Here is a 24,351-nt window from a genome sequence, read left to right on the forward strand (position 1 = left end):
TTCGGAGAGGTCAGCTCTGACAGGCTGCCCTGCCCTGCACCTTCAACCGTGCTAGGAGGCGCCATGTGAGAGCATCGTAGGCCTCGCGTGTTTCGACCCCGGAGAGGGACAATTCGAGCACCCATTCGCTCGAGAGCGGCACGATCAGGGTCTCGACCGTCATGGCATGCGAAGCGGCGGGCAGGCTGGCATCGATCCAAGTCGCCGACCAACGCGTTGCCCCTGCCTCCGAGGACAACGACACCGACTGCGCCGGCCGGCCCAGCATCCGCTCGTAATCCCGCTGCAGGGCGGCGGCATCGCGGATCGCGAGATCGGGCTGCGGCATGTCGCGAAGCTCATCGGCCGAGCGCAGTGCGATCGAGAGATCCGCATTCGACACGACGGCCTTCAGGCCAGCTTCCGTGAGACGCCATTCCTCCGGCAAGGCGAAGGAGAAGCAGAGATCCGGCGCCACTCTGCCGGAGACCTGTGTCTGGTGCGTGGCAGCGTCGAACCGCGCCTGGATCGGCTCGGTCCCGCCGACTCCGTCCAGCGGATCGTTGGCCGCCTGCGCCATGGGGGCCATGGCAAGGCCCGCCACAAGAGCAAGTCTGCCCGACCATACTCCCCGCCACATCATGCTGCCCACAGGACCCTCCAGGGGGAACGACCCCTCACGTCATGGGAAACGCCCTGGAACTGCAACGGTTGCCTTGAAATCCGACGGCGGAACAGCGGCGGGTGAATCAGCCGCCGCTCAAGAAGAAAGGCGGGCCGAAGCCCACCTTTCCTGTAATCAGCCGCGGGCACGCGCACGGATCATGAAGGTGTCGAAGGCGTACTCGGCCACCTGGAACCAGAGATATTCCTCGCCGCGGAACGCCTTGTAGCTGTCGTAGATCTTCTTGAAGTCGGGGTTCTTGGCCGAGATCTCATCATAGACCTCGTTGGCGGCCTTGTAGGCTGCTTCCATGATCTCCTGCGAGAAGGGGCGCAGCTGCGCGCCGTTGCCGATCAGGCTGCGCAGGGCGGCCGGATTCTTGGCATCGTACTTGGCCTGCGTGTCGACGTTCACATAGCCTGCTGCTGCCTGGACCGCGGCCTGGTAGTTTTTCGGCAGCTCGTTCCATTTCTGCAGGTTGATGTAGAAATGGATGGCGGGACCACCCTCCCAGAAGCCCGGATAGTAGTAGTACGGCGCCACTTTGTTGAGGCCGAGCTTCTCGTCATCGTAAGGCGCAACCCATTCGGCGGCATCGATGGTGCCGCGCTCCAGGGACGGGTAGAGATCGCCGCCGGCGATCTGCTGCGGCACGACGCCGAGCTTGCCCATGATCTGACCCGCGAGGCCGGCGATGCGCATCTTGAGGCCCTGGAGGTCCTGAACGGTCTTGATCTCCTTCCGGAACCAGCCGCCCATCTGCACGCCCGTGTTGCCTGCCGGCAGAGCGTAGACGTTGTGCTTGGCGTAGAAGTCGTTCAGCAGCGCATTGCCGTTGCCGTGATAGAGCCATGCGTTGGTCTGGCGGGAGTTGAGGCCGAAGGGCAGCGTGGTGCCGATGGCGAAGGTCGGATCCTTGCCCACGTAATAGTAGGAGCAGGTATGGCCCATCTCGACCGTTCCGCCGCCGATGGCATCGAGCGCCTGCGGAGCACCGACGATCTCGCCGGGCGCGAAAGTCTGGATGATGAACTTGCCGTCGGTGGCTTCCGCGACGAGCTTGGCGAAGGTCTCGCCGCCGCCGAACAGGGTGTCGAGGGATTTCGGGAAGGCCGAGGTCAGGCGCCAGCGAACTTCCGGGTTCGACTGGGCGATGGCGGGCTTCGCGACGGCTCCGGCGGCGGCACCGAGGGTGGCGGCCTGGAGGAATGCACGACGTTTCATGAGCGTCCCTTTCGTTCGTTGACGTTTCAAGGCGCACATGAGACAGAAAGTTTCAACGCGACGCACTCAAACGAATAGTTGAGACGCCCCTATAGCGACACGAGGGAAAGAAGGGAGGGCTTCCGAAGCAGGGACTTCATGCGTTCAGCGCATGCGTGAGCAGGTTCCAGAGCAAGGCTTGGAACCTGCGGGCGATCAAATGGACAAAGTCGTCAGAAAATCAGCTCGCCCGCGCCCCAGGCGATGAGGATCAGGATCACGAAGCCCAGGAGGAACAGGCCGAACAGGACCTTGGCGACGGTCTTGGCGCCGGATGCGACTCCCGTGAATCCCAGGGCGCCGGCGACCAGCGACACGACGAGAAAGATCAGGGCCCATTTCAGCATATCCGCACCTCGACTTCATACAGCTCAGCTGAAGACAATAAGCGCCGGCGCCCGATCCGGTTCCGAACAGGCTCCTGACAGATGCCTGGCAGCTCCTGTCAGATGACGACCGTCACCTTCTCGGCCGCGCGGGTCAGAGCCGTGTAGAGCCAGCGGCTGCGATGCTCGCGGAAGGCGTAGGACTCGTCGAAGAGCACGAGGTCGTCCCATTGCGAGCCCTGGGCCTTGTGCACGGTGAGGGCATAACCGTAGGTGAACTCGTCCGACTCCTTGCGCAGGACGAACGGCACCTCCTCTTCCGTCCCCTCGAAGAAGGCCTTGTGCACGGCCACCTCCACGGAACGGCGGCGGGCATCGTCATCGGGCAGCACATCCATGCGGATGAAATCGTTGCGGATGCCGCGCAAAGCCTGGATGCTCCAGGTGCCGCCGTTGAGCAGACCCTTGGTCTTGTCGTTGCGCAGGCAGACGAGCTTCTCGCCCGCCGCCGGCATGGGATCGCGGTAGCCGTTCAGTTCGCGCAGGCGCGTGTTGTAGAGGCGCCGGGTCTTGTTGAGGCCGACCAGCACCTGATCGGCCTCCATGACGGCGGCGGCGTCGATCTCGCGGCGGCGGATGATGCGGCTCTCGCCATAGGTGCCCGGCTCCAGCCGTCCTCCCTCCCTGACCTGCATCGACAGATGAATGATGGGATTGTCCTTGGCCTGCCGGTGGACCTCCGTCAGCATCACGTCGGGCTCACCCTCCGTGAAGAAGCCGCCGCCCTTCACCGGCGGCAGCTGCGCCGGGTCACCGAGCACGAGAACGGGTTGACCGAAGGACAAGAGGTCGCGACCCAGCTCCTCGTCGACCATGGAGCATTCGTCGATGATGATGAGATCGGCCTTGGAGGCCGGGCTCTGGCGGTTGAGCACGAATTGCGGACCGTTCTCATCCGATTCCCGCGAGCGGTAGATCATCGAATGGATCGTCGATGCGTCGGTGCAGCCCTTGGTGCGCAGCACGAGTGCTGCCTTGCCCGTATAGGCGCCGAAAGCCACCTCGCCGTCCACGTTCTCGGCAATGTGCTTGGCGAGCGTCGTCTTGCCCGTGCCGGCGTAACCGAAGAGACGGAACACCGGGCGGTCGCCACGGCGAAGCCACTCGGCGACGGCTTTCAGGGCGGCGTCCTGTTGCGGCGACCAGGTCATGCGGATTTCGCCTCGCGATGCAGAGAGTAGAGCAGGCCCAGGATGATGATCCCACTGCCGAGGAAGACGTAAGGATCGAGCGCCTCGCCATAGAACTGCCAGCCGACGAAGGCGATCAGCGGGATGCGCATGAAATCGAGCGGCACGACCATGGTGGCGTCGCCCCGCCGGTAGGCATTGGTCAGGCAGTAATGCGAGAGCAGGCCGCCGACACTGATACCGACGAGGCCGAGTGCATGCGACGGCTGCACCTGGAGCCAGAAGGCCCGGCTCACGCCCACGAGGTTCATCGGCAATTGCAGCAGGTTCATGAAGAACAGGATCGAGAAGGTGCTTTCCGTCATCGTGAGGCGCTTGGTCAGGATCGCCACGAGGGCGAAGCTGAACGCGACGCCGAGCATGAGGAAACTGGCCGGCTGCAAGGTTTCCAGCCCCGGACGCAGGATCACGAGAATGCCCGCGAAACCGAGCACGATGGCCACGAGACGGCCGCGCGTCATCTGCTCCTTGAGCAGCGGAATCGCCAGCAGGGCGACCCAGGCCGGCGTGGTGAATTCAATCGCGAAGACCGTCGCGAGCGGCAGAAGCGTGAGGGCGAAAGCCCACCCGTCGGTGCCGAGGAAATGCAGGACGTTTCGCGCCAGGTGCAGCGGGAAGCGACGGGGCTTCAGACCGGACCGCAGCTCCGGCTTGAAAAGCGCGAGCGCGAGGAGGATCAGGACGCCGGCGGCGTTGCGCACGGCCAGCATCTCGAAGATCGAGAAGGTGGGCGCAAGCGTGCGCACCGCGATGGCGGTTGCGGAGAAGGAGAGGAGCGCGCCGCTCATCCAGAGGACGACGGCGAGGATGCTGCGATGGGGCAAGGCGGTCCAACCGATGTGAGGCCTCCTCGCTTAACCCGGCTCGACGATTGCGTGAAGCCTCCATCGTCATGTGACCTGCAGCGACCAAGGCGCACACGACGCATGAACGCGAGAACGGGTCGCGAGGGGAGATCCGGTCATCACCTCACGCACGAGTCATGGCACGTGATTCTCGACGCATGCGACGACATGCGGACCTGTTTTCGACTCCGCTCGACGATTTTTTTGGCGCTTCATGCGCGACGTCTCCGACCGGTGCGGGAACCGCTTTCGACCCTCTCCAAGTGGAGAGGTTTTTGAACGCGACGTTGAACGCGCCTGAACACGCTCGAATACTCGGAGGACGTTTAACGTCTTCTTTATCATTGATCTAAGTCACTGCCATGAAAAAGCTTTTTCGATCGCCACGATAGCGCTCGATCATGGAGAGCGATGTCGACGGCACTGAGGAAGAGTCTCTAACTGCCTCATCTTGAACCCGATATTGAGTCTTCGATCTGCAAGAGCAGAGAGACTTGCCGAGCAAAATATCCACAGAAAAAGTGGCCGTTCTACTGTCTAGACTTTTCGATAATCGGAACCCCGTTGGTATAACGACGTTGCCTTGCAAGCGTGACGGTTGCACGCGAAGGCCCTTGAAGGAGGCGGCAATGCCGACAGATACCAAGAACCCGCTGACGATGCTGTTCACGGGTGACACCGGTGCGACCAGCACCAAGAAGACCGCTAAGAAGAGCAGCGCACGCCGCAGCTCGACGAGCACCGCCAAGAAGGCCGGCACCAAGAAGGCCGCTGCCAAGAAGACGACGGCCAAGAAGACGGCTGCGAAGTCGACCTCCCGGTCGGCCGCAAAATCTTCGGCCAAGTCCGGCGCAAAGAAGACCACTGCCAAGAAGGCAGTCGCCAAGAAGACCACGGCGAAGTCCGCTGCCAAGAAGACCACGGCCCGTTCGTCGGCCAAGTCGGCAGCGAAGAAGACCACTGCCAAGAAGACGGTCGCCAAGAAGACCACCGCTCGGAAGGCTCCGGCCAAGTCGGCAGCAAAGAAGTCCACGGCTCGTTCGACTTCGGCTCGTTCGACTTCGGCCCGTTCGACCACGGCTCGGAAGACGGCTGCTCGCAGCACCAGCCGCAGCGCGGCGAAGTCGCCTGCGAAGTCGCGCAGCGCCTCCAAGTCGACCACGAAGCGCGCCGCTGCCGCTTCGAGCCGGACCTCCGCCACAAAGAAGTCGGCCAAGGTCGCGAAGCGGTCCTCGAGCGCTCGCAAGAGCCCGTCGAAGTCGCGCAAGCGCTAAGACGCCCATGCCGCAAGCGCCGGGATGGGATCGCTCCTGTCGCCCGGCGCCTGCGCATAGAAAATCGCCCGGCGAAAGCCGGGCGATTTTGCTTTAAGGGGCTGCGGACCGATTATCGGCCCGTGCTCATCGGGTCGCTGCCGCCCCAATAGGGCGTGGCGTTGTAGTAGCGGTGGACGTGCTCTTCCCATTCGCGATCGTACGACGCGTCATGGCCCTCCGCACTGCGGCGGGGCGCGCCGCGCAGCTGATCCTCCGAGAGGTTCAGCTCATAGGCATCGAGCTCCGTATTGTATTTCAGGACGCTCCAGGGAAGTGTGTAGTATTCCTCGCCGAGTCCCATGAAGCCGCCGAAGCTCATGACCGCATAGGCGACCTTGCCGGATCGCTTCTCGATCATCACGCGCTCGATGGTTCCGATCTTCTCGCCGTCCGTGCGGCGCACCGGCGTTCCTTCGACCTTGTCGCTGGCGATCAGGCTGTGAGTTTCGCGAACATCGCTGCTCTGTGCCGTCGTCTGCATCACTGCGCTCCCTTCCTGTGTGAGATCCAAGGCACCGGACCCAAAAGAGGACCCGGCTCAGGGGTCAAGTCCGATGCTTCATGTTAAATCGGCGCATCGTCCATGCGGAAAACCGGATCCATCTTTCCGCACGATGCGCCAAGGCAACGCTCGGGTTGAAAAGCAGGTTCCGGTTCGGGGCAGAAAGTCCAGGCTTTCCAAGACTTTTGCGAGGACATGGGGAGACCGTGCGGCACCCGCACCGGCGTTCATTCCATGCATCCGTTCTTGAGAACGCCCCTCCAGATCCCCGTGCTGAGCTCGCCGTATGCCCCCCACCTCGAGGCAAGCGCTGCCGTAGGACCCCCCCTCCCCGACCTCACGTTGACCCACGTTTACGAAACTTGAGGATTAAGGAGAGTGCCATGGCGGTTCGCCAGAAGCCGGTCGGGGACCAGGTCGTCGTCATCACTGGCGCATCGAGCGGCATCGGACTTGCGACGGCTCATCTGTTCGCCGAATGCGGCGCCAAGGGCCTCATCCTGGTCGCACGCAACGAGGATGCCCTTCGCAAGATCGCCGACGAGCTCAGCCACGGGAGAACGCGCGCGATCGCGGTCGCTGCCGACGTCAGCAAGCGCGAGGACCTGGAACGGGTGTCGCGCACGGCCATCGAGACCTTCGGCGGCTTCGACACCTGGGTGAACGATGCCGCAGTGGCCATCTACGGGAATCTCACCGACATCCCGATGGAGGATCAGCGCCAGCTCTTCGACGTGAACTATTGGGGCGTCGTCAACGGTTCGATGATCGCGGCGGAACACCTGCGCGGGCGAGGCGGCACCATCGTCAATGTGGGCAGCGTCCTGTCCGAGCGGACCATGATCCTGCAGACCCAATATTCGGCGGCCAAGCATGCCGTGAAGGCCTTCACGGACGGCCTGCGCATGGAGCTTGCGAACCAGGAGGCGCCGATCTCGGTCACGCTCATCAAGCCGTCCTCCATCGACACGCCGTATGTCGAACATGCCCGCAACTATCTCGACCGGGGCAACGCCGTTCCGCCGCCGTCCTACGATCCGCATCTCGTCGCCAAGGCGATCGTGTACGCCGCCGAACATCACCGCCGCGAGATCACCATCGGGTTCGGCGGCTGGGTCATCGGCGCCATGGGCAAGGTCGCGCCGCACCTCATCGACAAGGCGATGGAATGGACCGGCTATTCTTCGCAGACCACCGATCAGCCCGAGCGCCCCGGAATGCGGGACAACCTCTATCGCGCCCGCCAGGACGGCGACATGTACTCGTCCCTCCCCGGCGAGCCGCGCAAGACGAGCCTGCTCCTCGAAGCGCAGTTGCACCCCTTCGCGACGGCCGCCGTGCTGGCCGGGCTCGCAGCGGGCATCGCGGCCCTGTTCCTGCCGTCCCTGACGGCGAGCCCACGCCCGAAGCGGTTCAAGCGGCCGACGCCGCGCTACCAGCCCACCATGCGCCGCACCGGCAACGGTCACGACAAGCGCACGTTCGGTCCCGGCCACGTCAGCCAGCGCGGCCCCAACGAAGGCCGCCCGCAGCCGAGGCATTGAGGATTGGCTCTCCACGTCATCACCGGGCTTGTCCCGGTGATCCCGACGGCATGGAACGCCGAGCCTCACCGCATCGGGATGGACGGGACAAGCCCGGCCATGACGTGGGATCCTTCAACGCGCCCCCTCAACCTTCGAAAGAGCGACAAGATGGCCGCATCCGGTCCGTTCCGAACTCGACGCCTCCAGGCTAGCCTTGCCGCATGATTCCGATTCGCTCTCTCGCCATCGCGCTCGCGCTTCTCGCCGGCGGCTCCGCCGTCGCCCAGGACAAGGGCACTCTCAACCCGAAGCCGCTGCCGCCGCTCGCCAATCCCGATGATCCCAATCTCGCGGCAAAGGAACTCTTCGGTCGGCGCACGACGCCGGCCGATCTTCGCTCCCGCTCCATCGGCGGTTATGCCCGGGGATGCATGGCGGGCGCGGCCGCGATCCCGATCGACGGCGACAACTGGCAGGTCATGCGCCTGTCGCGCAACCGCAACTGGGGCCATCCGCAGATGATCGGATTCCTGCAGCGGTTTGCGACCCGTCTTCCGAGCATCAACGGATGGCCCGGCCTTCTCGTCGGCGACATCTCGCAGCCGCGCGGCGGGCCGATGATCACGGGCCACGCCTCGCACCAGATCGGCCTCGATGCCGACATCTGGCTCACGCCTATGCCGAACCGCCGCCTCTCGCGGGCCGAGCGGGAGGAGATGTCGGCCACCAACGTCGTGCGCGACGACCTGCTCGACATCGATCCGGACAAGTGGACGCCGCAGCACACCGCACTCATCCGCGCGGCCGCCCAGGAACGCAGCGTCGCCCGGGTCTTCGTGAACCCGGCGATCAAGCGGGCCCTCTGCCGCGAGGCGGGCGCCGACCGCTCCTGGCTGACGAAGGTGCGGCCCATCTGGGGCCACAACTACCATTTCCATATCCGCCTCGCCTGCCCGGCCGGCGACGCCGGCTGCTCGGACCAGGACCCGCCGCCGAACGGCGACGGCTGCGGCGCGGAGCTCAACGCGTGGTTCACGCCGCAGATGCTGCATCCGAAGCCCGGCAAGCCCCGTCCGCCCCTGACCCTGGCGCAACTGCCCAACGAATGCCGCAGCGTTCTCGAAGCGCCCTGACGCCCGCTTGAAACAGGAACGGCCTGCGTCCCCGGAAGGACGCAGGCCGTTCTTTCAGACTTTCGGAAAGCGACTGTGCTTATTCGGCCGCGACGCCGACGCCGATCTGGCACGACACGCCCGTGCCGCCGAGGCCACAATAGCCGTTCGGGTTCTTGGCCAGATATTGCTGGTGGTAATCCTCGGCGAAGTAGAACGGCCCCGCATCGAGGATCTCGGTCGTGATCGGCCCGTAGCCCTTTGCGGCAAGCGCGTCGCCGTAGGCCGCCCGGGAAGCCTCAGCGGCCTTCCTCTGCGCCTCGTCGAACACGTAGATCCCGGAGCGGTACTGGGTGCCCATGTCGTTGCCCTGGCGCATGCCCTGGGTCGGATCGTGGTTCTCCCAGAAGGTCTTCAGCAGGGTCTCGTAGGAGATCACCTTCGGGTCGAAGACCACCAGCACGACCTCGTTGTGCCCGGTCAGGCCGGAGCAGACCTCCTCGTAGGTCGGGTTCGGCGTGATGCCGGCGGCATAGCCCGCGGCGGTGATCCAGATGCCGTCGCCCAGCTGCCAGAACTTGCGCTCCGCGCCCCAGAAGCAGCCGAGGCCGAAGACGGCCTTCTCCATTCCCTCGGGATAGGGCGGCTGGAGCGCACGATGGTTGATGAAGTGCTTTTCGGCCGTCGGGATCGGGCTGGTGCGGCCCGGCAGAGCCTCGGCGGCATTCGGCAGGTCGAGTCGTTTGCGGAAGCTGAACATGGAGGTCCCTCGCGTGACCTCGCTGATGTAAGCACTCCTGCGCGTTTTCGGGAGAGCCTAAACCGTCACCTTCCCGTGAAAGAGCGGGCTCAGCGGCCGGCGAGATAGCCGATCGGTTCGAGGGGCTTCTGTCCGAGCCACATCAGCAGCGCCCCCAGCAGGAAGGCCGTGACCGACGCGGGCATCTGCAGGACGTAGGTGGCGATCGGATCCCACAGCCAGGGGTAGCCGCGCTGCGCGATGCTGCCCTCCAGATCGGCCAGCCCGTTGGGAGACAGGATTCCTGCCACCTTGCCGATGGATTCGAACGATACAGCATTGTTGACGATGGATCGTGTGCCGTCGATCACCAGTCCAATAAACCCCGCCGCGATGAGCAGGAGGCCGAGGCTACGCGCTAGGAACTTCAAGGGAGGATACCTCTATGAACAGAGGGGAATTATCTAGAGCGTTTTGTCGCAATGGCAAAGGCGATTCAGGCTAATTTGTCATAAGTTCGGTCTTGCCTTTCCCCCCGGTTTGGCGATACACGAGCGCTCCGCTGACGAGAACGCGGAGAACCTGACCGGCCTGTCCCATACGACGAGGCCGAGGTTCCTGGAGCCTTGTGAGGCTCATGCTGGAGGGGTGGCCGAGTGGTTGAAGGCGCACGCCTGGAAAGTGTGTATACGGGAAACCGTATCGCGGGTTCGAATCCCGCTCCCTCCGCCATTATCTAAGCACCTGAAAGTTTTATATTTTCTCTTCCCAGGCGCTTTCTTCTAAGTGCCCGAATTCTTGTGCCAATTTCGACGGAGACATTCTCTGAGAAGCGTTCTCTTGGCTTCGGAGAAGGCCCTTTCGACCCTAATTGCGCCTCTCTTCTCCGCCTGAAAATCACCCAGTCCGGTTGTGGCGTGACGTGCGGGTGCGCGGCGTTCCCTTGGACCAATGATTGCATTTCGTCCGATAACGGAGCTTCGACCAAGGTCCGAAATCTGCCATTTCCGGATGTTCCCGGATTCCGTTCGCACCGGCCCTAATATTGTTAAAGGCCAAGCTAAGCCCAGCAGCGAAACAATCTCTTTAGACCGGGCACTCCGCATAGCTTGATGCTCACCGGGCCGATTGATGCTACAATTGAACCCAGAGGCATAAGGGGCTCGCCACCTGGGAGATTGGTGCGTGTGCCTGGAGCGTCTGATCCGAATGCTGGCAGCCGTCATCGTGCTGACGGCCTGGGCCTCAGTGAGCGCTTCGGACACGGCCTCCAAGACGGACCCGCACCGGTACGTGACTTCAATTGCAATCACCGGAGCCATCGGTCCTGCAACCGCCAAATACGTCCGGGACACACTGCTCGCCGCAAACCCTCAACAGGTCGAGGCCGTCATCCTGCGCCTCAATACCCCAGGAGGATTGGCCACAAGCATGCGTGAGATCATCGCGGACGTGCTGGCCTCGCCCGTGCCGGTCATCGGCTTCGTGGCTCCCGCCGGAGCCCATGCGGCCAGCGCAGGTACCTATATCCTTTACGCGGCCCATGTAGCCGCCATGGCGCCCGGCACCAATCTCGGGGCTGCAACCCCGGTGCAGATCGGCGGCCCATCCACGCTCCCCTCTCCAGAACCAGCAAAGGACAAGGACGGCAGTAACCACTCCGGTTCAGAGACGAAGGATGCCATGAGCGCGAAGATGACCAATGATGCGGTCGCTTTCATCAGGAGTCTCGCCGAGCTTCGGCACCGGAACGCCGATTGGGCGGAAGAAGCTGTGCGAGAGGCGGCCAGCCTCTCGGCGCAGGCGGCACTGGGCAAGGGCGTGATTGATCTTGTGACCCAAACGCCGGAGGAATTGCTCACTCGTATTGATGGACGCGAAGTGCAGGTGCTGGGCGAGCGCCGGCGGCTCGCCACCGCCAGCCTCCCGATCCGCCATGAGGAACCGAGCTGGCTCATTCGGCTGCTCGCGACGATCACCGACCCGAATGTCGCCTTCATCCTCATGATGGTCGGCGTGTACGGCCTCATCTTCGAATTCAGCAATCCCGGGACGGTCGCGCCTGGCGTAACCGGCGCGATCTGCCTCGTCCTTGGCCTGTATGCCCTGAACATGTTGCCAGTGGACTATACCGGCCTCGCGCTGATGCTGCTTGGCCTTGCCTTCCTGGTGGCGGAAGCCTTCAACCCGACCGCGGTTCTGGGCTTGGGCGGTCTTGGGGCTTTCCTGCTCGGGGCCATGATGCTGATCGACACCGACGCGCCCGAGTTCCAGATTTCCTGGACGGTCCTCGGAGGAGCCCTGGCAGCCAGCTTCGGACTCCTCACACTGACGCTCGGCTATGTCTGGCGGGCACGCCACCAGCCGATCCGCACCGGCACCCCTGCCATGCTCGGGCAGCCTGCAGAAGTGCTCGACTGGACAGGCCAGGAGGGCCATGTGCTCGCCCTCGGCGAGCGCTGGCAGGCACGAGCCTCTCAGCCTCTAACCCCGGGCGAGCATGTCCAGATCGCTGGGATCCAGGGCCTGATGCTTGAGGTGCGCCGCACGCCGGCAGCAGCCATGAGTTCGGGAGGACAGCCATGATCTTTGATTATGTCGCCTATCTGGTCCTCGCATTGCTCATTGTGGGCTTTCTGGCTGCGGCCATCCGGGTGCTGCGGGAATACGAGCGCGGGGTCGTGTTCACCCTCGGTCGGTTCACGGGCGTCAAGGGTCCCGGACTGATCATCCTTGTTCCCTTCGTGCAGCAGATGGTCAGAGTTGATCTGCGGGTGATCGTGCAGGACGTGCCGCCCCAGGATGTCATCTCCCGCGACAATGTCTCGGTGAAGGTCAATGCTGTGATCTACTTCCGGATCGTTGACCCCGAACGGGCGATCGTCAAGGTCGAAAACTACATGGCTGCGACGAGCCAGCTGGCGCAGACCACCCTGCGCTCGGTGCTGGGCAAGCACGAACTCGACGAAATGCTGGCGGAGCGCGATCGTCTCAATGCCGACATCCAGCAGATCCTTGACCAACAGACGGATGCCTGGGGGATCAAGGTCGCCAATGTGGAGATCAAGCATGTGGATATCAACGAGAGCATGGTCCGTGCCATTGCAAAGCAGGCCGAGGCCGAGCGTCTGCGGCGAGCCAAGGTAATCAACGCCGAAGGGGAGCAACAGGCGGCGGAGAAGCTCGTGGAAGCCGGACGACTGCTCGCGGTTGAGCCGCGTGCCATGCAACTGCGCTACTTCGCGGCTCTGCACGATATTGCCAGCGAGCGCTCATCGACCATTGTATTCCCGCTGCCCATCGACCTTTTGGCTCAACTCCGGAACGGGGTCGCGAGCCAGATCGTGGATCCTTCGAACGCAGCCAGCTCTCAAGACAGTGCTCGTGAATCAGGGGTGGCCAGCCTTGGAGCGAAGCGCGCCTGAGGATCCCGTGCCGGCAGATGCAGGCAGGCGAAGCCTCGTCTGCATGTAAAGGATCGTGCCAATCCAATTTCGGGACTGAATGTCGGCTCAGGGTCAGGAACAGAGATTACATACGTTTTCGGAACGTCCGGTTTGATGAGGATTGCTGCCTTCGAGCTGAGGTCTCAGGCGTGCCAGTTCCAGACCTTACGAAACTTCTGAGGCCCCGCTATTTTGCTCCTGCGTCGGAGAGTGATGACCAATGGGCTGCGGCTTGCACGAGGTCCGCATCGCTGACCTGCGCCAATGGCCCGGCGATCTTCACGGCCTGAGTCTTCCGGCCCGGGCGCGTGATCAGGATCACGGCGTCGATGTCGGCACGCCCCTTGAGGCAACGATCATCGCGGACTGCAATAAAGCTTTCGTGCTTTCGCCATGCGTGGCCTCTCGCCTACAGCGCGTCAACACAGCAGGGTGCATGATGTCCGGCAAGATACGGCTACTCGGCAGCATCCGGCACATTCGTCGGCTTGTCCTCCAGGGCAGACGCGATGGCTTCGTCGACCCGCTCCAGCCAAATGAATTCAAGCCGCGCCCGCGTATCCTCGGGGATATCCTCGAAGTCGCGCCGATTGCGGGCCGGGAGCATCACCCGGGTGAGCCCCGCCCGCGCGGCCGCCGTGACCTTTTCCTTGATCCCGCCCACCGGTAGGACAAGCCCGCGCAGGCTGATCTCCCCCGTCATGGCCGTGTCGCTGCGCACCGTTCGGCCCGTCAGAAGCGAGACCAGCGCCGTGAACATGGCCACGCCCGCACTTGGGCCATCTTTCGGAGTGGCTCCCGCGGGAACGTGGATGTGGATGTCGCTCTTCTCGAACAGGGCGGGATCGATGCCGAATGAAGCGGCGCGACTCTTCATCAGGGTCATCGCCGCCTGTGCGCTCTCACGCATCACATCGCCGAGTTGCCCCGTGAGAATAAGGCCGCCCTTGCCTGGCGCACGGCTGGCCTCAATAAACAGGATGTCGCCGCCCACCGGGGTCCACGCCAATCCTGTGGCGACCCCTGGCACGCTGGTGCGCATCGCCACCTCGTCCTCGAAGCGGACCGGACCGAGGATTGCGGGGAGCTCCCCGGCGTCGATGCGCACGTGCTCGGCGCTGCCCTCGGCGATCCGCACGGCGGCGTGGCGCAGGGCCCGGCCGATCTCGCGCTCCAGGTTCCGGACGCCGGCCTCGCGGGTGTAATCCCGGATGATCCGGCGCAAGGCCTCGTCGCTGATCTCGGCCTGCTCGGCCTTAAGCCCGTTCGCCTCCAGCTGGCGCCGAACCAGGTAGCGCCGGGCAATCTGAAGCTTCTCGTCCTCGGTGTAGCCAGCCAGAGTGATGATCTCCATGCGGTCGCGCAGGGGCCCCGGAATGGTGTCGAGCATGTTGGCGGTGGCGATAAACACCACGCGCGAGAGGTCGAACGGAACGCCCAAATAGTTGTCGCGGAAGGTGGCGTTCTGCTCAGGGTCGAGCACCTCCAGCATGGCCGCGGAGGGATCGCCCTGGACGCCGCGTCCCATCTTGTCGATTTCGTCCAGCATCAGCACGCAATCGCGCGCGCCAGCCTTCCTGATCGCCTGGATGATATTGCCCGGCAAAGCGCCCACATAGGTGCGCCTGTGACCGCGGATCTCCGCCTCGTCGTGGACGCCGCCGAGGCTGACCCGCACGAAGGGCCGCCCCATGGCACGGGCAATCGACTGCCCAAGGGACGTCTTGCCGACGCCGGGCGGACCAGCAAAGCACAGGATCGGCGCCTTTCCGTTCGGGGCGAGCTTGCGCACGGCGAGATATTCGATGATGCGCTGCTTGATCTTCTCAAGCCCGAAATGGTCCTCGTCGAGAACGCGGCGCGCCTCCACGATATCGATGGGTTTCTCCTCGGGCAGGGCCCAAGGCAGTTCGACCAGCCAATCGAGGTAGGTCCGGATCATCCCGGCCTCCATGGCGCCTTCCGGCATGCGCTCGTAGCGGTGCAGCTCGCGGCGGGCCTGCTCCTCTACCTCCGGCGGCATGGTGGCTTTCGCAATCTTCTCTGTGAGTTCCTGAACCTCTTGGCCGCGCCCGTCGCCCTCGCCCAGCTGGCGCTGGATCGCCGCCATCTGCTCGCGCAGGATCACCTCGCGCTGACGTTCGTCCAGGGTGGCCCGGGTCTGACGGCCGATCTCCTGCGTCAGGCGTAGGACCTCGATCCGTTCGGCCAGCAGGCGGGAGACCTTGTCGAGCCGCGCGGTGAGATCAATGGTTTCCAGAAGCTCCTGCTTCTGGTCAGCACCGACATCGAGATAAGCCGCAACGAGGTCCGCCAAAGTCCCAGGCGTGGTGGCGGCCTGCACCGTTCCAACGAGCTCCTGTGGCACCTGCGGCAGGAGCTGCAGCGCCTCAAGTGCCTGCTGCCGGAGGTGAAGAAAGCGGGCCTCGATGTCCGGTGTCAGCATCCCCGGCTCCTCGATCCGGAGAACCCGCGCCACGATGAACGGCCGCTCCTTCACGAACTCGGTGACCCGGAAGCGCTGCTCGCCCTGGAGGACGACATGGTGCGTGCCGTCAGGTGCATTCACGTAACGCAGGATGTTGGCGACGGTGCCGGTTCTGTGCAGATCAACCGCGGCCGGATCGGCCAGCTCCGCGTCCCGCTGCATCAGGAGGCCGATCTGACGCTCCTCCCTCACCGCCTGCTGGGCCGCGGCGATGGAACGCTCACGGCCGAGCGCAATGGGGAACACAGTTCCCGGAAACAGGACCGTGTTGCGCACGGGTACGATGAGAACGCCATCCGGTGGAAGAGCGTTCGCGGAGTTGTCCGAACCAGGGCCTGTACCGTCCTCGGCCGCGCGCGGCATATCATGTGAGACGATCATGACGGATGCTCCTCAAACCGCTTTGCGGAGGCTGATAACCAGGCACCCGTCTCCGGCGGCACGCCGGACGGCGTCATAGCGACCTGGCGGCAGGGGAATGCGCCGCTCGAACCGGCCCTGCGGCAGCTCCAGCCGGTGGATCACGGCGGTGCGCAGTTGCGGCGGCAGAACGCGGCGACCGGCGACCACGAGGGTTCCGTCCTCGATCACCGTCTCGACCTGGTCCGGCGCCACGCCGGGCAGAGCAATGAGGATGAGAACCTCCTGCTCGGTCTCAAGCACGTCGACGGGGGGTTCCCAGGCGGGTCGGCGGGTCGCCGAGGGCGGTTGGAACATCTGCCGGTGCAGCCGCTCGGCGCGGGCAAGGGCCTCAATCGCTTCCGAGAGCATCCAGTCTGCCGGATCTCGCATGGCCACGCATACCTTAGCTTGTGGTCCGGGCCCGGGGTCTGTTCTTCCGCGTCAGGGTCGCGGACGCTCCGGGGACAAGACCGATTGGAGCATGCAACCTCGTCAATGCATCGGCAGGCCGTTTGGTTCGTGATTGCGAAACGCATGAATCAAAATCGATGTCACCGGCACGCTGCCCATGGAGGCGTTCGCCCTGACGGTCAACCCGTGCGGCATCAGGGCTCAACATGGCTGGACCGATCGGTGAGAGATGGTGTCGGTGCTGCCCCGGCAGAAACCATGCGGACCAACGAACCGAGACCCGATGACATCGACCCGGCGGACGAAGCCAGCCTGGAGTCGTTTCCCGCCAGCGATCCGCCAGCATGGACCGGGACGCATCTCGGCCCTTCTTCATCGCACGAGAGAAGCGTGGACGGTCTGGAACCATGCTCTTGAGGAGGTGGCCCAACTGGCGGACGGGACAGACTCGGGCTTGTCCTCACGGATACGGTCGCTGAAGCACGCTGAGCCAGATGGTGCCTGACAGGTTGTCCGCGACCATGGCCAAACCGTAGTCAGAAGGATACGGACCAATGAGCCTGCGGGAGATCGTCTGCGAGATCTTGGACCTGTTTCGCGAGACCCACTTGCGGCCCGGTGCCCGGATCACGAGTGCCACCCTGGATCACCGCTTCGGCACGGATCCCGGGGTCGCGGTGGCCATCGCGGAGCTGAAAGACGCAGGCTTTCTCATCACCCCTGACGCTGAGACGGTCGAACTAACCGCGAAAGACTTTGATGCGATCCAGGGCCGTAGTTTCCACCCGGAAGACGACTGACCACCGGCATCGGCTGCTCTGTGATGCAAGGGTGGGCTGATGGAAGTTGGCCCACGCTGTTTGGTTCCAGCCACGTACCTTCCCTCAGGAATCGACCGGTATGCGTATAGGCCCTCGCAACTGTTACCTTCCACAAATCGCGCCGAAGCGGTGTGCTGCGGCGAGCGTCTGCTGAAAACACAGAACGCCCGACCACAGCGCGGGATAGCCAGCATGGAGGCATACCATGGCAAACGGATTGTGTGACATCTGTGGTGTCCGGCCTGCGACCGTTCGAGCGCAGGTGGTCAGCAACGGCCAGCGTCAGACCATGGAGCTCTGTGACGTCGATTACCGGCGTTTGGCGCGGCAACAGCGGCCGAGTTCGCCGCTGGAGTCCCTCTTCGGCGAGCGCGGCAGCCTGTTCGACGACTTCTTCGGCGACGATTTCTTCGGCGAGAGCCCGCGCGGCAGCGCAGGGAGATTTGCCGATGAGCCTTCCGACACCGGAGATGGCGGCACGCCCATTCCGGTCCGGTCCGGACGTGGACGCACCCGCGGCCGCGGCGCGGCAGCAGGCGTGGCGGACCGTCTGAGCGAGCATGCTGAGGAGATTCTCCAATCGGCTGCCCGGCGGGCCGGGGACTTCGGGCGCCGTGAGGTCGACACCGAACATCTCCTGCTCGCTCTGACCGAAAGTGACGTCGTCCGCACCATCCTCGACCAGTTCAAGGTCTCCCTCGACGATCTGCGCAATCAGATCGTCCAGGAAAGTCCGCGCGGCGACTTCAACCCGGAAGAAGGCGGCGAGATCGGCGTCTCGCCCCGGGTGAAGAGTGCTCTCTCGCGCGCCTTCTCGGTCTCCGGCGAGTTCGGTCACTCCTATGTCGGACCCGAGCACCTGCTCATCGGCTTGGCCGAGGAGGGGGAAGGCATCGCACCTGATGTCCTGAACCGCTACGGCCTCACGCCGCAGGCCATCCGTCAGCAGGTCACCAAGGTGGTCGGCCGCGGCGCCGAGGAAGGGCGCGTCGACACGCCCACCAACACCCCCAACCTCGACAAGTACTCGCGCGATCTCACCAAGCTCGCCCGCGACGGTAAGCTCGATCCAGTGATCGGCCGCGCCAAGGAGATTGAGACCACCATCGAGGTGCTGGCCCGGCGCAAGAAGAACAACCCGGTCCTCATCGGCGAGCCGGGTGTCGGCAAAACCGCCATCGTCGAAGGTCTTGCCCAGCGCATCGTTGCGGGCGAAGTGCCGGAGAGCCTGCGCGACAAGCGCCTCGTGGAATTGTCCATCAACTCCATGGTGGCCGGCTCCAAGTATCGGGGCGAGTTCGAGGAGCGCGTCCAGCAGATTCTCAAAGAGGTTACCGAGCGCGAGGACGAGCTCGTTCTGTTCATCGACGAAATCCACACCATCGTGGGCGCCGGGCAGGGCGGCGGCGAAGGCGGGCTCGACATCGCCAACGTGTTCAAGCCTGCACTCGCCCGCGGCGAACTCAACCTGATCGGTGCGACGACGCTGAACGAGTATCAGAAGCACATCGAAAAGGATGCCGCCCTGGAGCGCCGTTTCCAGCCGGTGTTTGTGCCCGAGCCGACTGTCGCCCAGACCATCATGATCCTGCGAGGGTTGCGGGATACGCTTGAGGCGCACCACAAGGTCACGATCACAGACGAGGCCATTATTGCGGCGGCCGAACTGTCCGACCGCTACATCACCGGACGCTTCCTGCCCGACAAGGCCATTGATCTGATCGACCAAGCCGCCGCCCGGGTGAAGATCTCGGCCACCGCCCGGCCTGTGGACGTGCAGGAAATGGAGGCCGAGGTACGCCAGCTCAAGCGCGAGCAGGATTACGCCTCCTCCCGCAAGCACTTCGACCGCGCCTCGGAAATCCAGGCCCGGCACGATGCCCGCAACAAGGACCTCCAGGACGCCACCGAACGTTGGCGGCGGGAACGCGGCTCGGCCTCGACTGAGGTACGCACGGAACATATCGCACAGGTGGTGTCCAAGCTCACCGGCGTGCCCGTCAACGAACTCACAACCGAGGAGCGCCAGCGCCTCGTGAAGATGGAAGAGCGCCTGCACCAGCGCGTGATCGGTCAGGAGGAGGCGGTCAGGGCGGTCAGCGACGCCGTGCGTCTGGCGCGCGCTGGCCTGCGGGAGGGGCGCCGACCCATCGCGACCTTCCTGTTCCTCGGCCCCACCGGCGTCGGCAAAACGGAGCTGGCGAAGGCTCTCGCCGAGACCGTCTTCGGCGAGGAGGACGCGATGATCCGCCTCGACATGTCGGAGTACATGGAACGCCACGCGGTCGCCCGCCTGATCGGTGCGCCTCCCGGCTACGTCGGCTACGAGGAGGGCGGGCAGCTGACCGAGCGTGTGCGCCGGCGCCCCTACTCCGTCGTGCTGCTGGATGAGATCGAAAAGGCCCACCCGGACGTCTACAATGTCCTTCTGCAGGTCTTCGACGACGGTCGCCTGACCGACGGCAAGGGTCGCGTTGTGGACTTCACCAACACGATCCTGATCGCCACGTCGAACCTGGGTTCCGACATCATCCAGCGCCACCTCAACCTGCGCGGCACAGCCGAAGACGATCAGGCCCGTCTGAAGCGCGAGTTGATGGATGTGCTGCGCGGCCATTTCAGGCCGGAGTTCATCAACCGCATCGACGAGATCATTGTCTTCCATGCCCTGGCGCGGAGCGAGATCCGCTCCATCGTCGAGCTCCAGCTAGAGCGGGTGAAACACACCGCCCATGGCCAAGGCGTCGAGCTTGATATCGACGGCAGCCTTGTCGACCAATTGGCGGCCGCCGGCTTCCGGCCGGAGTTCGGAGCCCGCGAACTGCGGCGCCTCATTCGCTCCGAGCTGGAGACCCAGCTTGCCCGCGCGATGCTGGCAAACGAGGTTCAGGAAGGTGACCGGGTGCTCGCGCGCTGGGACGGAGACCAGCAGAGGGTGGTGCTGGAGCCTCAGCCCAAGGCAGAGGGTGCGACAAAGGCCACGGCCGCGACCGATGACCACCGCAATGCGGTCGAGCTGGACCGGGAAGCCCAGCGCGGGGCCGGCAACAGCAGGACGGCCGCCGAGTGAGGACAAGGAGGCGCACCTGGCAGCACGCGCGGCGAAGCAAGCACCTGAGTTCGGCAGATCACACATGAGGCAGCTATCGGACGAGGGAGACCGCCCCAGGACGGAGCGAGACGATCCCCGCTCCACGATGGGAACTGGCCGGCCCGCGAGGACCATGGACCGCGCCCTGCGCGAGACCCGCGAGGCTTGGCCCGGCCTGAGCACCTACGAGCGTTTCGAGCAGATGATCTCGCTGGTGCTAACCAGCCTTATCGGGCTGGTGATCGCGGCCGCAGTGATCCACCTGGGCTTCCGCATCCTCATGCTGGTGCTGTCCGGACTTCTCGACCCGGCGGAGACGGGCGTGTTCCAGGCAGTCTTTGGCATGATCTTCACGGTACTGATCGCCCTGGAGTTCAACCATTCGATCATCAGCATCCTTCACCGCAAGGAAAGCATCGTGCAGGTGCGCACAGTGGTGCTGATTGCCCTGCTGGCGCTCGTGCGCAAATTCATCATCCTGGATGCGAGCAAGACCGACCCGCTCACCATCCTCGGACTGGCCGCGGCTATCCTGGCACTTGGCTCGGTCCATTGGCTCGTGCGCGACCAGGACAGGAAAGATACCGCCGAGCCGGATCAGGCCCGAGGGACTGCCGATTAGGCCGGAGCAGCTCCTGAATTTCAGTGCGGCCACTCGGCCCGATCGTTTCATACTGTGAAAAACAAGGCTCCTCATGCTAGCCATTGACCCTCGCGACGAGCAGATGTTTCCGAAATTTGGGACTGCGGACATCAGCCGCCTGCGCCGCTTCGGCGAGATCCGACGCCATGCGGCAGGTGAGCCGCTCTTTGTCACCGGCGATGTTGCTCCGGGCATGTTCGTCCTCATCACCGGCTCAGTCCGGGTCGATCAACGTGACCCTTGGGGACATCTGTCCCCCATTGTCGAGCTGGGACCCGGCGACTTCGTCGCCGAGGTGGGCCAATTGTCCGGCCGCCCGTCGCTGGTCGATGTTCACGCCACCGGCAATGTGGAGGCGCTTCTCATTCCGCCCGAAAACTTGCGGGCCTTGATGATCGCCGAACCCGCACTGGGCGACAGGATCATGCGGGCGCTCATTCTCAGGCGCATCGTGCTGATCGAGACGGGCGCAGGCGGTCCGGTCCTGATCGGTCATGAAACCGATCCCGGTGTGGTTCGCCTGCAAGGTTTCCTGGCCCGCAACGGCTATCCATGCCAGGTGCTGGATCCCGCCCATGACCGTGATGCGGCGACCCTCATCGAGCGCTACACGCCGGATCAGAAGAACCTACCCCTCGCCGTGTGCCCTCAGGGGGCGATCCTCAGGAATCCGTCCGAGCGCGATCTGGCGCAGGCACTCGGCATGGTGCCCATCGATGCTCCGGATCGAACCTATGACGTTGTGGTCGTCGGCGCGGGGCCTGCCGGTCTCTCGACGGCAGTTTACGCCGCATCGGAGGGATTGTCGGTCATCGTCCTGGATGCGGTCGCCTTTGGCGGCCAAGCGGGCGAGAGTGCCCGAATCGAGAACTATCTGGGGTTTCCGACCGGCACGCCTGGCCGCGAGCTCGCGGCACGCGCTTTCGTCCAGGCGCAGAAATTTGGCGCCGAGATGGTGATCCCGGCCGAAGCAGTCGGCCTCGATTGCTCGCAAATACCGTATGGCATTCAACTCGCTGACGGCCGGCGGATCAAAGGCTCCACAGTGGTTGTCGCCTCGGGCGCCCGCTATCGACGGCCTGACATTCCTCGCCTGCGGGAGTTCGAGGGACGCGGCGTATGGTACTGGGCCTCGCCCATCGAAGCACGCCTGTGCCGGAACGAGGAAGTGACCCTTGTGGGTGGTGGCAATTCTGCCGGGCAAGCGGCGGTGTTTCTGAGGGACTTCGCCGCGAAGGTATGGATGTTGGTCCGTGGGCCCAGTCTCGCCGAGAGCATGTCGCAATACCTGATCGACAGGATTGCGGCTGCAGATAACATTGAAGTGTTGACCGAAACCGAGATCACCGCCATCTCGGGTTCGCCGGAGGGGCAGCTTGAGCACGTCTGGTGGCGCAACCGCGTCACCGGAGCGGAGAAGGAGAAGCCGATCCGCAACGTGTTCATCTTCATCGGCGCAGATCCGGCAACGGGCTGGCTCAAGGGCTGCGGCGTGGGCCTGGACGCCAACGGCTTCGTTCGCACAGGTGCCGCTCTCCCAACCACCGGCATAATGGAAGAAAGCGGTCCAAGACGCCCCTTTCCGCTGGAAGCGGAAGTCGCCAATGTGTTCGCGGTCGGTGATGTTCGTGCGGGATCAGTGAAGCGCGTCGGCTCCGCAATTGGTGAAGGCGCGGGGGTGGTGGCTCATATCCATACCGTTCTCTCAAATGCATCTGTGCCGCTACCTACGGCAAGGGAGCGCAGGGAGCGAGGCTGATGAACGCCAGCTTGCCCCAGCTCATCACACAGGCTCAATTGCCGGGCCCTTGTGAATATGTCCAAGGCCTCAAACGGGACCATTGCGGCGCGTTTTATGGCGCTCATCGATCAGGGGACGGCAAGTCTGCTCAATGGCCTTAATCGCTAGATCAAGCCGCCTCCTGAGAGTGTCACCGCCCTTTTCACCCCAGCCAATCGCCGCTTCCCATTGGTTGCGCCTCGCTTCCTCCGAGCCCGTCTGCTCCTGGCCGTAGGAGCGGATCAGGTTGTGGGCCGAGTCGATGACCTCGCTGTGAATGGCCCGAATCTCCTCGAAGGGCTGGGCGGCCTCCTCTCCAAAATAGGCCATGAAGCGGTACCGACTCGCTTGGAGCTCGGAAAACACTTGGCTCTCCTTGGTCAGACGGTCAACGGGCGTGAAGATCTCGCCCCGTTCAAGCTCCTCGTCCTCCAGTCTCGTTCTAGGGCGATCATCCTCCTCACCATCGTTGTCATCCGAGGCGGGAAAGCGCGCCCATGTTAGGATGTCCCTAGCCCGGTAGAACCCCGCTAGCACCTCCTCGGCGAGCTCAGTCTTGCGCCGGCCGACCATCTCGGTCCGCCAGGCATTGAGCCCGCGGACGCCGGCCCAGCCGGCGACGACGGCTGCCAGGCCTGTCATGAGGTTGGCCAGCGCCGAGATCCATTCAGGCGACAAGATTGCCTCCTTGGGTGAGATCCTCGATCCTTCCGATCACTCATTCCACCATATCGTGAGCACAGATTTTGGAGGTTGGTAAGCAGCGATTTCGCGTCAGCGTGAGCAGCCATTTCAGGTGCTCATGAGCGCCCTTCGCGAGCACCGGGACGCTCGGCCGCCCCCTCTGGCCTTCGCCCCAGAATGCGATCGGGTTTCCCGAAGAACGCGGGAGCCAACGCGGTTGTCCATCGGCGCCACCACCTCCATCGGATCCCCACGGGTCGGCGCTTTCGCCACGTTGTCGGCAACAAGCTTTAGCTGCTGATACCAGTCCAACAGGTTGATCAAAGGATGCTGGTCCACGATCGCGGTGATGTCCCCGGAAATGGTTGTCTTGCCGGCGAGCCGGAACTGGCGCGCCAGCCGCTCCGCCGTGTCGAACAGGTGCTCGTGTCCTTTCCTGGTTTCGAAAATCGCGGCGACTTCCTTGAAGAACTGACGCTTGCGACGAGAGCGCTCCTCAGGCGCCAAGGGCCACTCGTCGTAATAGCCCTGCTCGATCCGTCTCCGAACCTCCCAAAAGAGACCAAGCCTTGGCTCAGTTGGGGCGAGCCCAAAGATATTGTACGGGTTGGCGTCAAGAACCCTGGTGCCGGACGGGAAATCATATTGGATAGCGGCTACGAACTCGGCCTCCTCGCGCGTGCCGGCCTCCACGACTATCGACGACGTCCCGCAGTTGTTCGGCAGAAAATAGTGGACACGGAATTCCAACCTGGTCTCCACACATGTGAACACAGCTTCAAAACCAGACTTCATTTGCCCCTTTGCAACCGTCTGCCGCTCCAATCCTGCCACCCAAAGAGTGACGGCGGCGCGTAGGTGCAAGGTCATCAGAAGCTGCCTCTGCGGCGCTCCTTTACTGCCAGCACGAGCACCGCGTTGAGCGAATCTCCATCCGTATCTCCCAACTAATTGCAGAGGCCTAGCGATCCCTCTGCGACGGCTCGAGGCCTGCGGAACCCTGACCGCAGTGTCGCTCAGCCGGATGATTGAGAGTTTCCTCTCCAACCAGATGTTCTCTTCA

21 protein-coding genes and 1 tRNA gene are annotated in these 24,351 nt (G+C 63.8%); 9 read left to right on the top strand and 13 right to left on the bottom strand.

Going from position 1 to position 24,351, the window contains the following annotated elements; all coding sequences use genetic code 11:
* Positions 1 to 10 precede the first annotated feature (10 nt).
* From DDF70_RS15750 to DDF70_RS15780, 7 genes are all read right to left on the bottom strand, one after another.
* Positions 11 to 631 carry a hypothetical protein gene (locus DDF70_RS15750; RefSeq protein WP_162820427.1) on the bottom strand — a complete coding sequence of 207 codons (621 nt, stop codon included), beginning with the start codon at positions 629 to 631 and terminating at the stop codon, positions 11 to 13.
* Positions 632 to 778: 147 nt separating this feature from the next.
* Entirely contained in the window at positions 779 to 1,867 is a 1,089-nt protein-coding gene (locus DDF70_RS15755; RefSeq protein ID WP_114945814.1) for a TRAP transporter substrate-binding protein, read from the bottom strand.
* Between the two features lie 212 nt (positions 1,868 to 2,079).
* Positions 2,080 to 2,253: a DUF1328 domain-containing protein gene (locus DDF70_RS15760; RefSeq protein ID WP_114945815.1), complete on the bottom strand. Its 174-nt coding sequence runs from the start codon at positions 2,251 to 2,253 to the stop codon at positions 2,080 to 2,082.
* 98 nt (positions 2,254 to 2,351) lie between these two features.
* Positions 2,352 to 3,443 (bottom strand): ATP-dependent DNA helicase, encoded by a 1,092-nt coding sequence (locus DDF70_RS15765; protein WP_114945816.1) that lies wholly within the window; start codon positions 3,441 to 3,443, stop codon positions 2,352 to 2,354.
* On the bottom strand, positions 3,440 to 4,306 hold the full coding sequence (locus DDF70_RS15770; protein ID WP_114945817.1) for a DMT family transporter: 867 nt from the start codon (positions 4,304 to 4,306) through the stop codon (positions 3,440 to 3,442). Before DDF70_RS15770 ends, DDF70_RS15765 begins: the two co-directional genes overlap by 4 nt.
* A 370-nt stretch (positions 4,307 to 4,676) precedes the next feature.
* Positions 4,677 to 5,594 carry a hypothetical protein gene (locus DDF70_RS36620; protein ID WP_162820428.1) on the bottom strand — a complete coding sequence of 306 codons (918 nt, stop codon included), beginning with the start codon at positions 5,592 to 5,594 and terminating at the stop codon, positions 4,677 to 4,679.
* 119 nt (positions 5,595 to 5,713) lie between these two features.
* A complete protein-coding gene (locus DDF70_RS15780; protein WP_114945819.1) occupies positions 5,714 to 6,124 on the bottom strand; it encodes a PRC-barrel domain-containing protein in 411 nt (136 codons plus the stop codon).
* Positions 6,125 to 6,528: 404 nt separating this feature from the next.
* Between DDF70_RS15780 and DDF70_RS15785 the strand changes: the two genes are divergently transcribed.
* Complete coding sequence (locus tag DDF70_RS15785; RefSeq protein ID WP_114945820.1) at positions 6,529 to 7,689, top strand: SDR family oxidoreductase; 1,161 nt, start codon at positions 6,529 to 6,531, stop codon at positions 7,687 to 7,689.
* Positions 7,690 to 7,892: 203 nt separating this feature from the next.
* A complete protein-coding gene (mepA, locus tag DDF70_RS15790; RefSeq protein ID WP_114945821.1) occupies positions 7,893 to 8,804 on the top strand; it encodes a penicillin-insensitive murein endopeptidase in 912 nt (303 codons plus the stop codon).
* A gap of 79 nt (positions 8,805 to 8,883) precedes the next feature.
* On the opposite strand, the gene msrA is transcribed toward mepA, so the two are convergent.
* Together msrA and DDF70_RS15800 are read right to left on the bottom strand one after the other, a co-directional pair.
* Positions 8,884 to 9,543 carry a peptide-methionine (S)-S-oxide reductase MsrA gene (gene msrA / locus DDF70_RS15795; protein WP_114945822.1) on the bottom strand — a complete coding sequence of 220 codons (660 nt, stop codon included), beginning with the start codon at positions 9,541 to 9,543 and terminating at the stop codon, positions 8,884 to 8,886.
* 89 nt (positions 9,544 to 9,632) lie between these two features.
* On the bottom strand, positions 9,633 to 9,953 hold the full coding sequence (locus DDF70_RS15800) for a PetM family of cytochrome b6f complex subunit 7 (RefSeq protein ID WP_114945823.1): 321 nt from the start codon (positions 9,951 to 9,953) through the stop codon (positions 9,633 to 9,635).
* 211 nt (positions 9,954 to 10,164) lie between these two features.
* On the opposite strand from DDF70_RS15800, the gene DDF70_RS15805 reads away from it, so the two are divergent.
* The 3 genes from DDF70_RS15805 (at position 10,165) to DDF70_RS15815 (ending at position 12,947) form a co-directional block, all read left to right on the top strand.
* Positions 10,165 to 10,254, top strand: a tRNA-Ser gene (locus DDF70_RS15805).
* A gap of 477 nt (positions 10,255 to 10,731) precedes the next feature.
* Positions 10,732 to 12,108, top strand: coding sequence for an NfeD family protein (locus DDF70_RS15810; RefSeq protein ID WP_114945824.1), 1,377 nt, complete (start codon positions 10,732 to 10,734; stop codon positions 12,106 to 12,108).
* On the top strand, positions 12,105 to 12,947 hold the full coding sequence (locus tag DDF70_RS15815) for a slipin family protein (RefSeq protein ID WP_114945825.1): 843 nt from the start codon (positions 12,105 to 12,107) through the stop codon (positions 12,945 to 12,947). The genes DDF70_RS15810 and DDF70_RS15815 overlap by 4 nt, the downstream gene beginning before the upstream one ends.
* A gap of 478 nt (positions 12,948 to 13,425) precedes the next feature.
* On the opposite strand, the gene lon is transcribed toward DDF70_RS15815, so the two are convergent.
* Together lon and DDF70_RS15825 are read right to left on the bottom strand one after the other, a co-directional pair.
* Positions 13,426 to 15,837, bottom strand: a complete 2,412-nt coding sequence (gene lon, locus DDF70_RS15820; RefSeq protein WP_425374081.1) for an endopeptidase La — start codon at positions 15,835 to 15,837, stop codon at positions 13,426 to 13,428.
* A gap of 12 nt (positions 15,838 to 15,849) precedes the next feature.
* On the bottom strand, positions 15,850 to 16,254 hold the full coding sequence (locus DDF70_RS15825) for an Hsp20/alpha crystallin family protein (RefSeq protein WP_114945826.1): 405 nt from the start codon (positions 16,252 to 16,254) through the stop codon (positions 15,850 to 15,852).
* Positions 16,255 to 16,823: 569 nt separating this feature from the next.
* On the opposite strand from DDF70_RS15825, the gene DDF70_RS15830 reads away from it, so the two are divergent.
* From DDF70_RS15830 to DDF70_RS15845, 4 genes are all read left to right on the top strand, one after another.
* Positions 16,824 to 17,069: a hypothetical protein gene (locus tag DDF70_RS15830; RefSeq protein WP_114945827.1), complete on the top strand. Its 246-nt coding sequence runs from the start codon at positions 16,824 to 16,826 to the stop codon at positions 17,067 to 17,069.
* A 226-nt stretch (positions 17,070 to 17,295) separates the two neighbouring features.
* Positions 17,296 to 20,160, top strand: coding sequence for an ATP-dependent Clp protease ATP-binding subunit (locus DDF70_RS15835; protein WP_114945828.1), 2,865 nt, complete (start codon positions 17,296 to 17,298; stop codon positions 20,158 to 20,160).
* A gap of 127 nt (positions 20,161 to 20,287) precedes the next feature.
* The gene (locus DDF70_RS15840; RefSeq protein ID WP_114945829.1) at positions 20,288 to 20,803 is read left to right on the top strand and encodes a phosphate-starvation-inducible PsiE family protein; all 516 of its coding nucleotides are present in this window, start codon (positions 20,288 to 20,290) and stop codon (positions 20,801 to 20,803) included.
* Between the two features lie 73 nt (positions 20,804 to 20,876).
* The gene (locus tag DDF70_RS15845) at positions 20,877 to 22,583 is read left to right on the top strand and encodes an FAD-dependent oxidoreductase (protein WP_114945830.1); all 1,707 of its coding nucleotides are present in this window, start codon (positions 20,877 to 20,879) and stop codon (positions 22,581 to 22,583) included.
* 69 nt (positions 22,584 to 22,652) lie between these two features.
* Here the strand turns inward: DDF70_RS15845 and DDF70_RS15850 are convergent, their stop codons facing one another.
* Together DDF70_RS15850 and DDF70_RS15855 are read right to left on the bottom strand one after the other, a co-directional pair.
* Positions 22,653 to 23,282 carry a hypothetical protein gene (locus DDF70_RS15850; RefSeq protein ID WP_114945831.1) on the bottom strand — a complete coding sequence of 210 codons (630 nt, stop codon included), beginning with the start codon at positions 23,280 to 23,282 and terminating at the stop codon, positions 22,653 to 22,655.
* Positions 23,283 to 23,396: 114 nt separating this feature from the next.
* Complete coding sequence (locus DDF70_RS15855; protein ID WP_162820429.1) at positions 23,397 to 24,113, bottom strand: hypothetical protein; 717 nt, start codon at positions 24,111 to 24,113, stop codon at positions 23,397 to 23,399.
* Between the last annotated feature and the right edge of the window lie 238 nt (positions 24,114 to 24,351).

Origin of the sequence: Microvirga calopogonii (assembly GCF_003347665.1) — a bacterium.
GTDB classification, from domain to species: Bacteria; Pseudomonadota; Alphaproteobacteria; order Rhizobiales; family Beijerinckiaceae; genus Microvirga; species Microvirga calopogonii.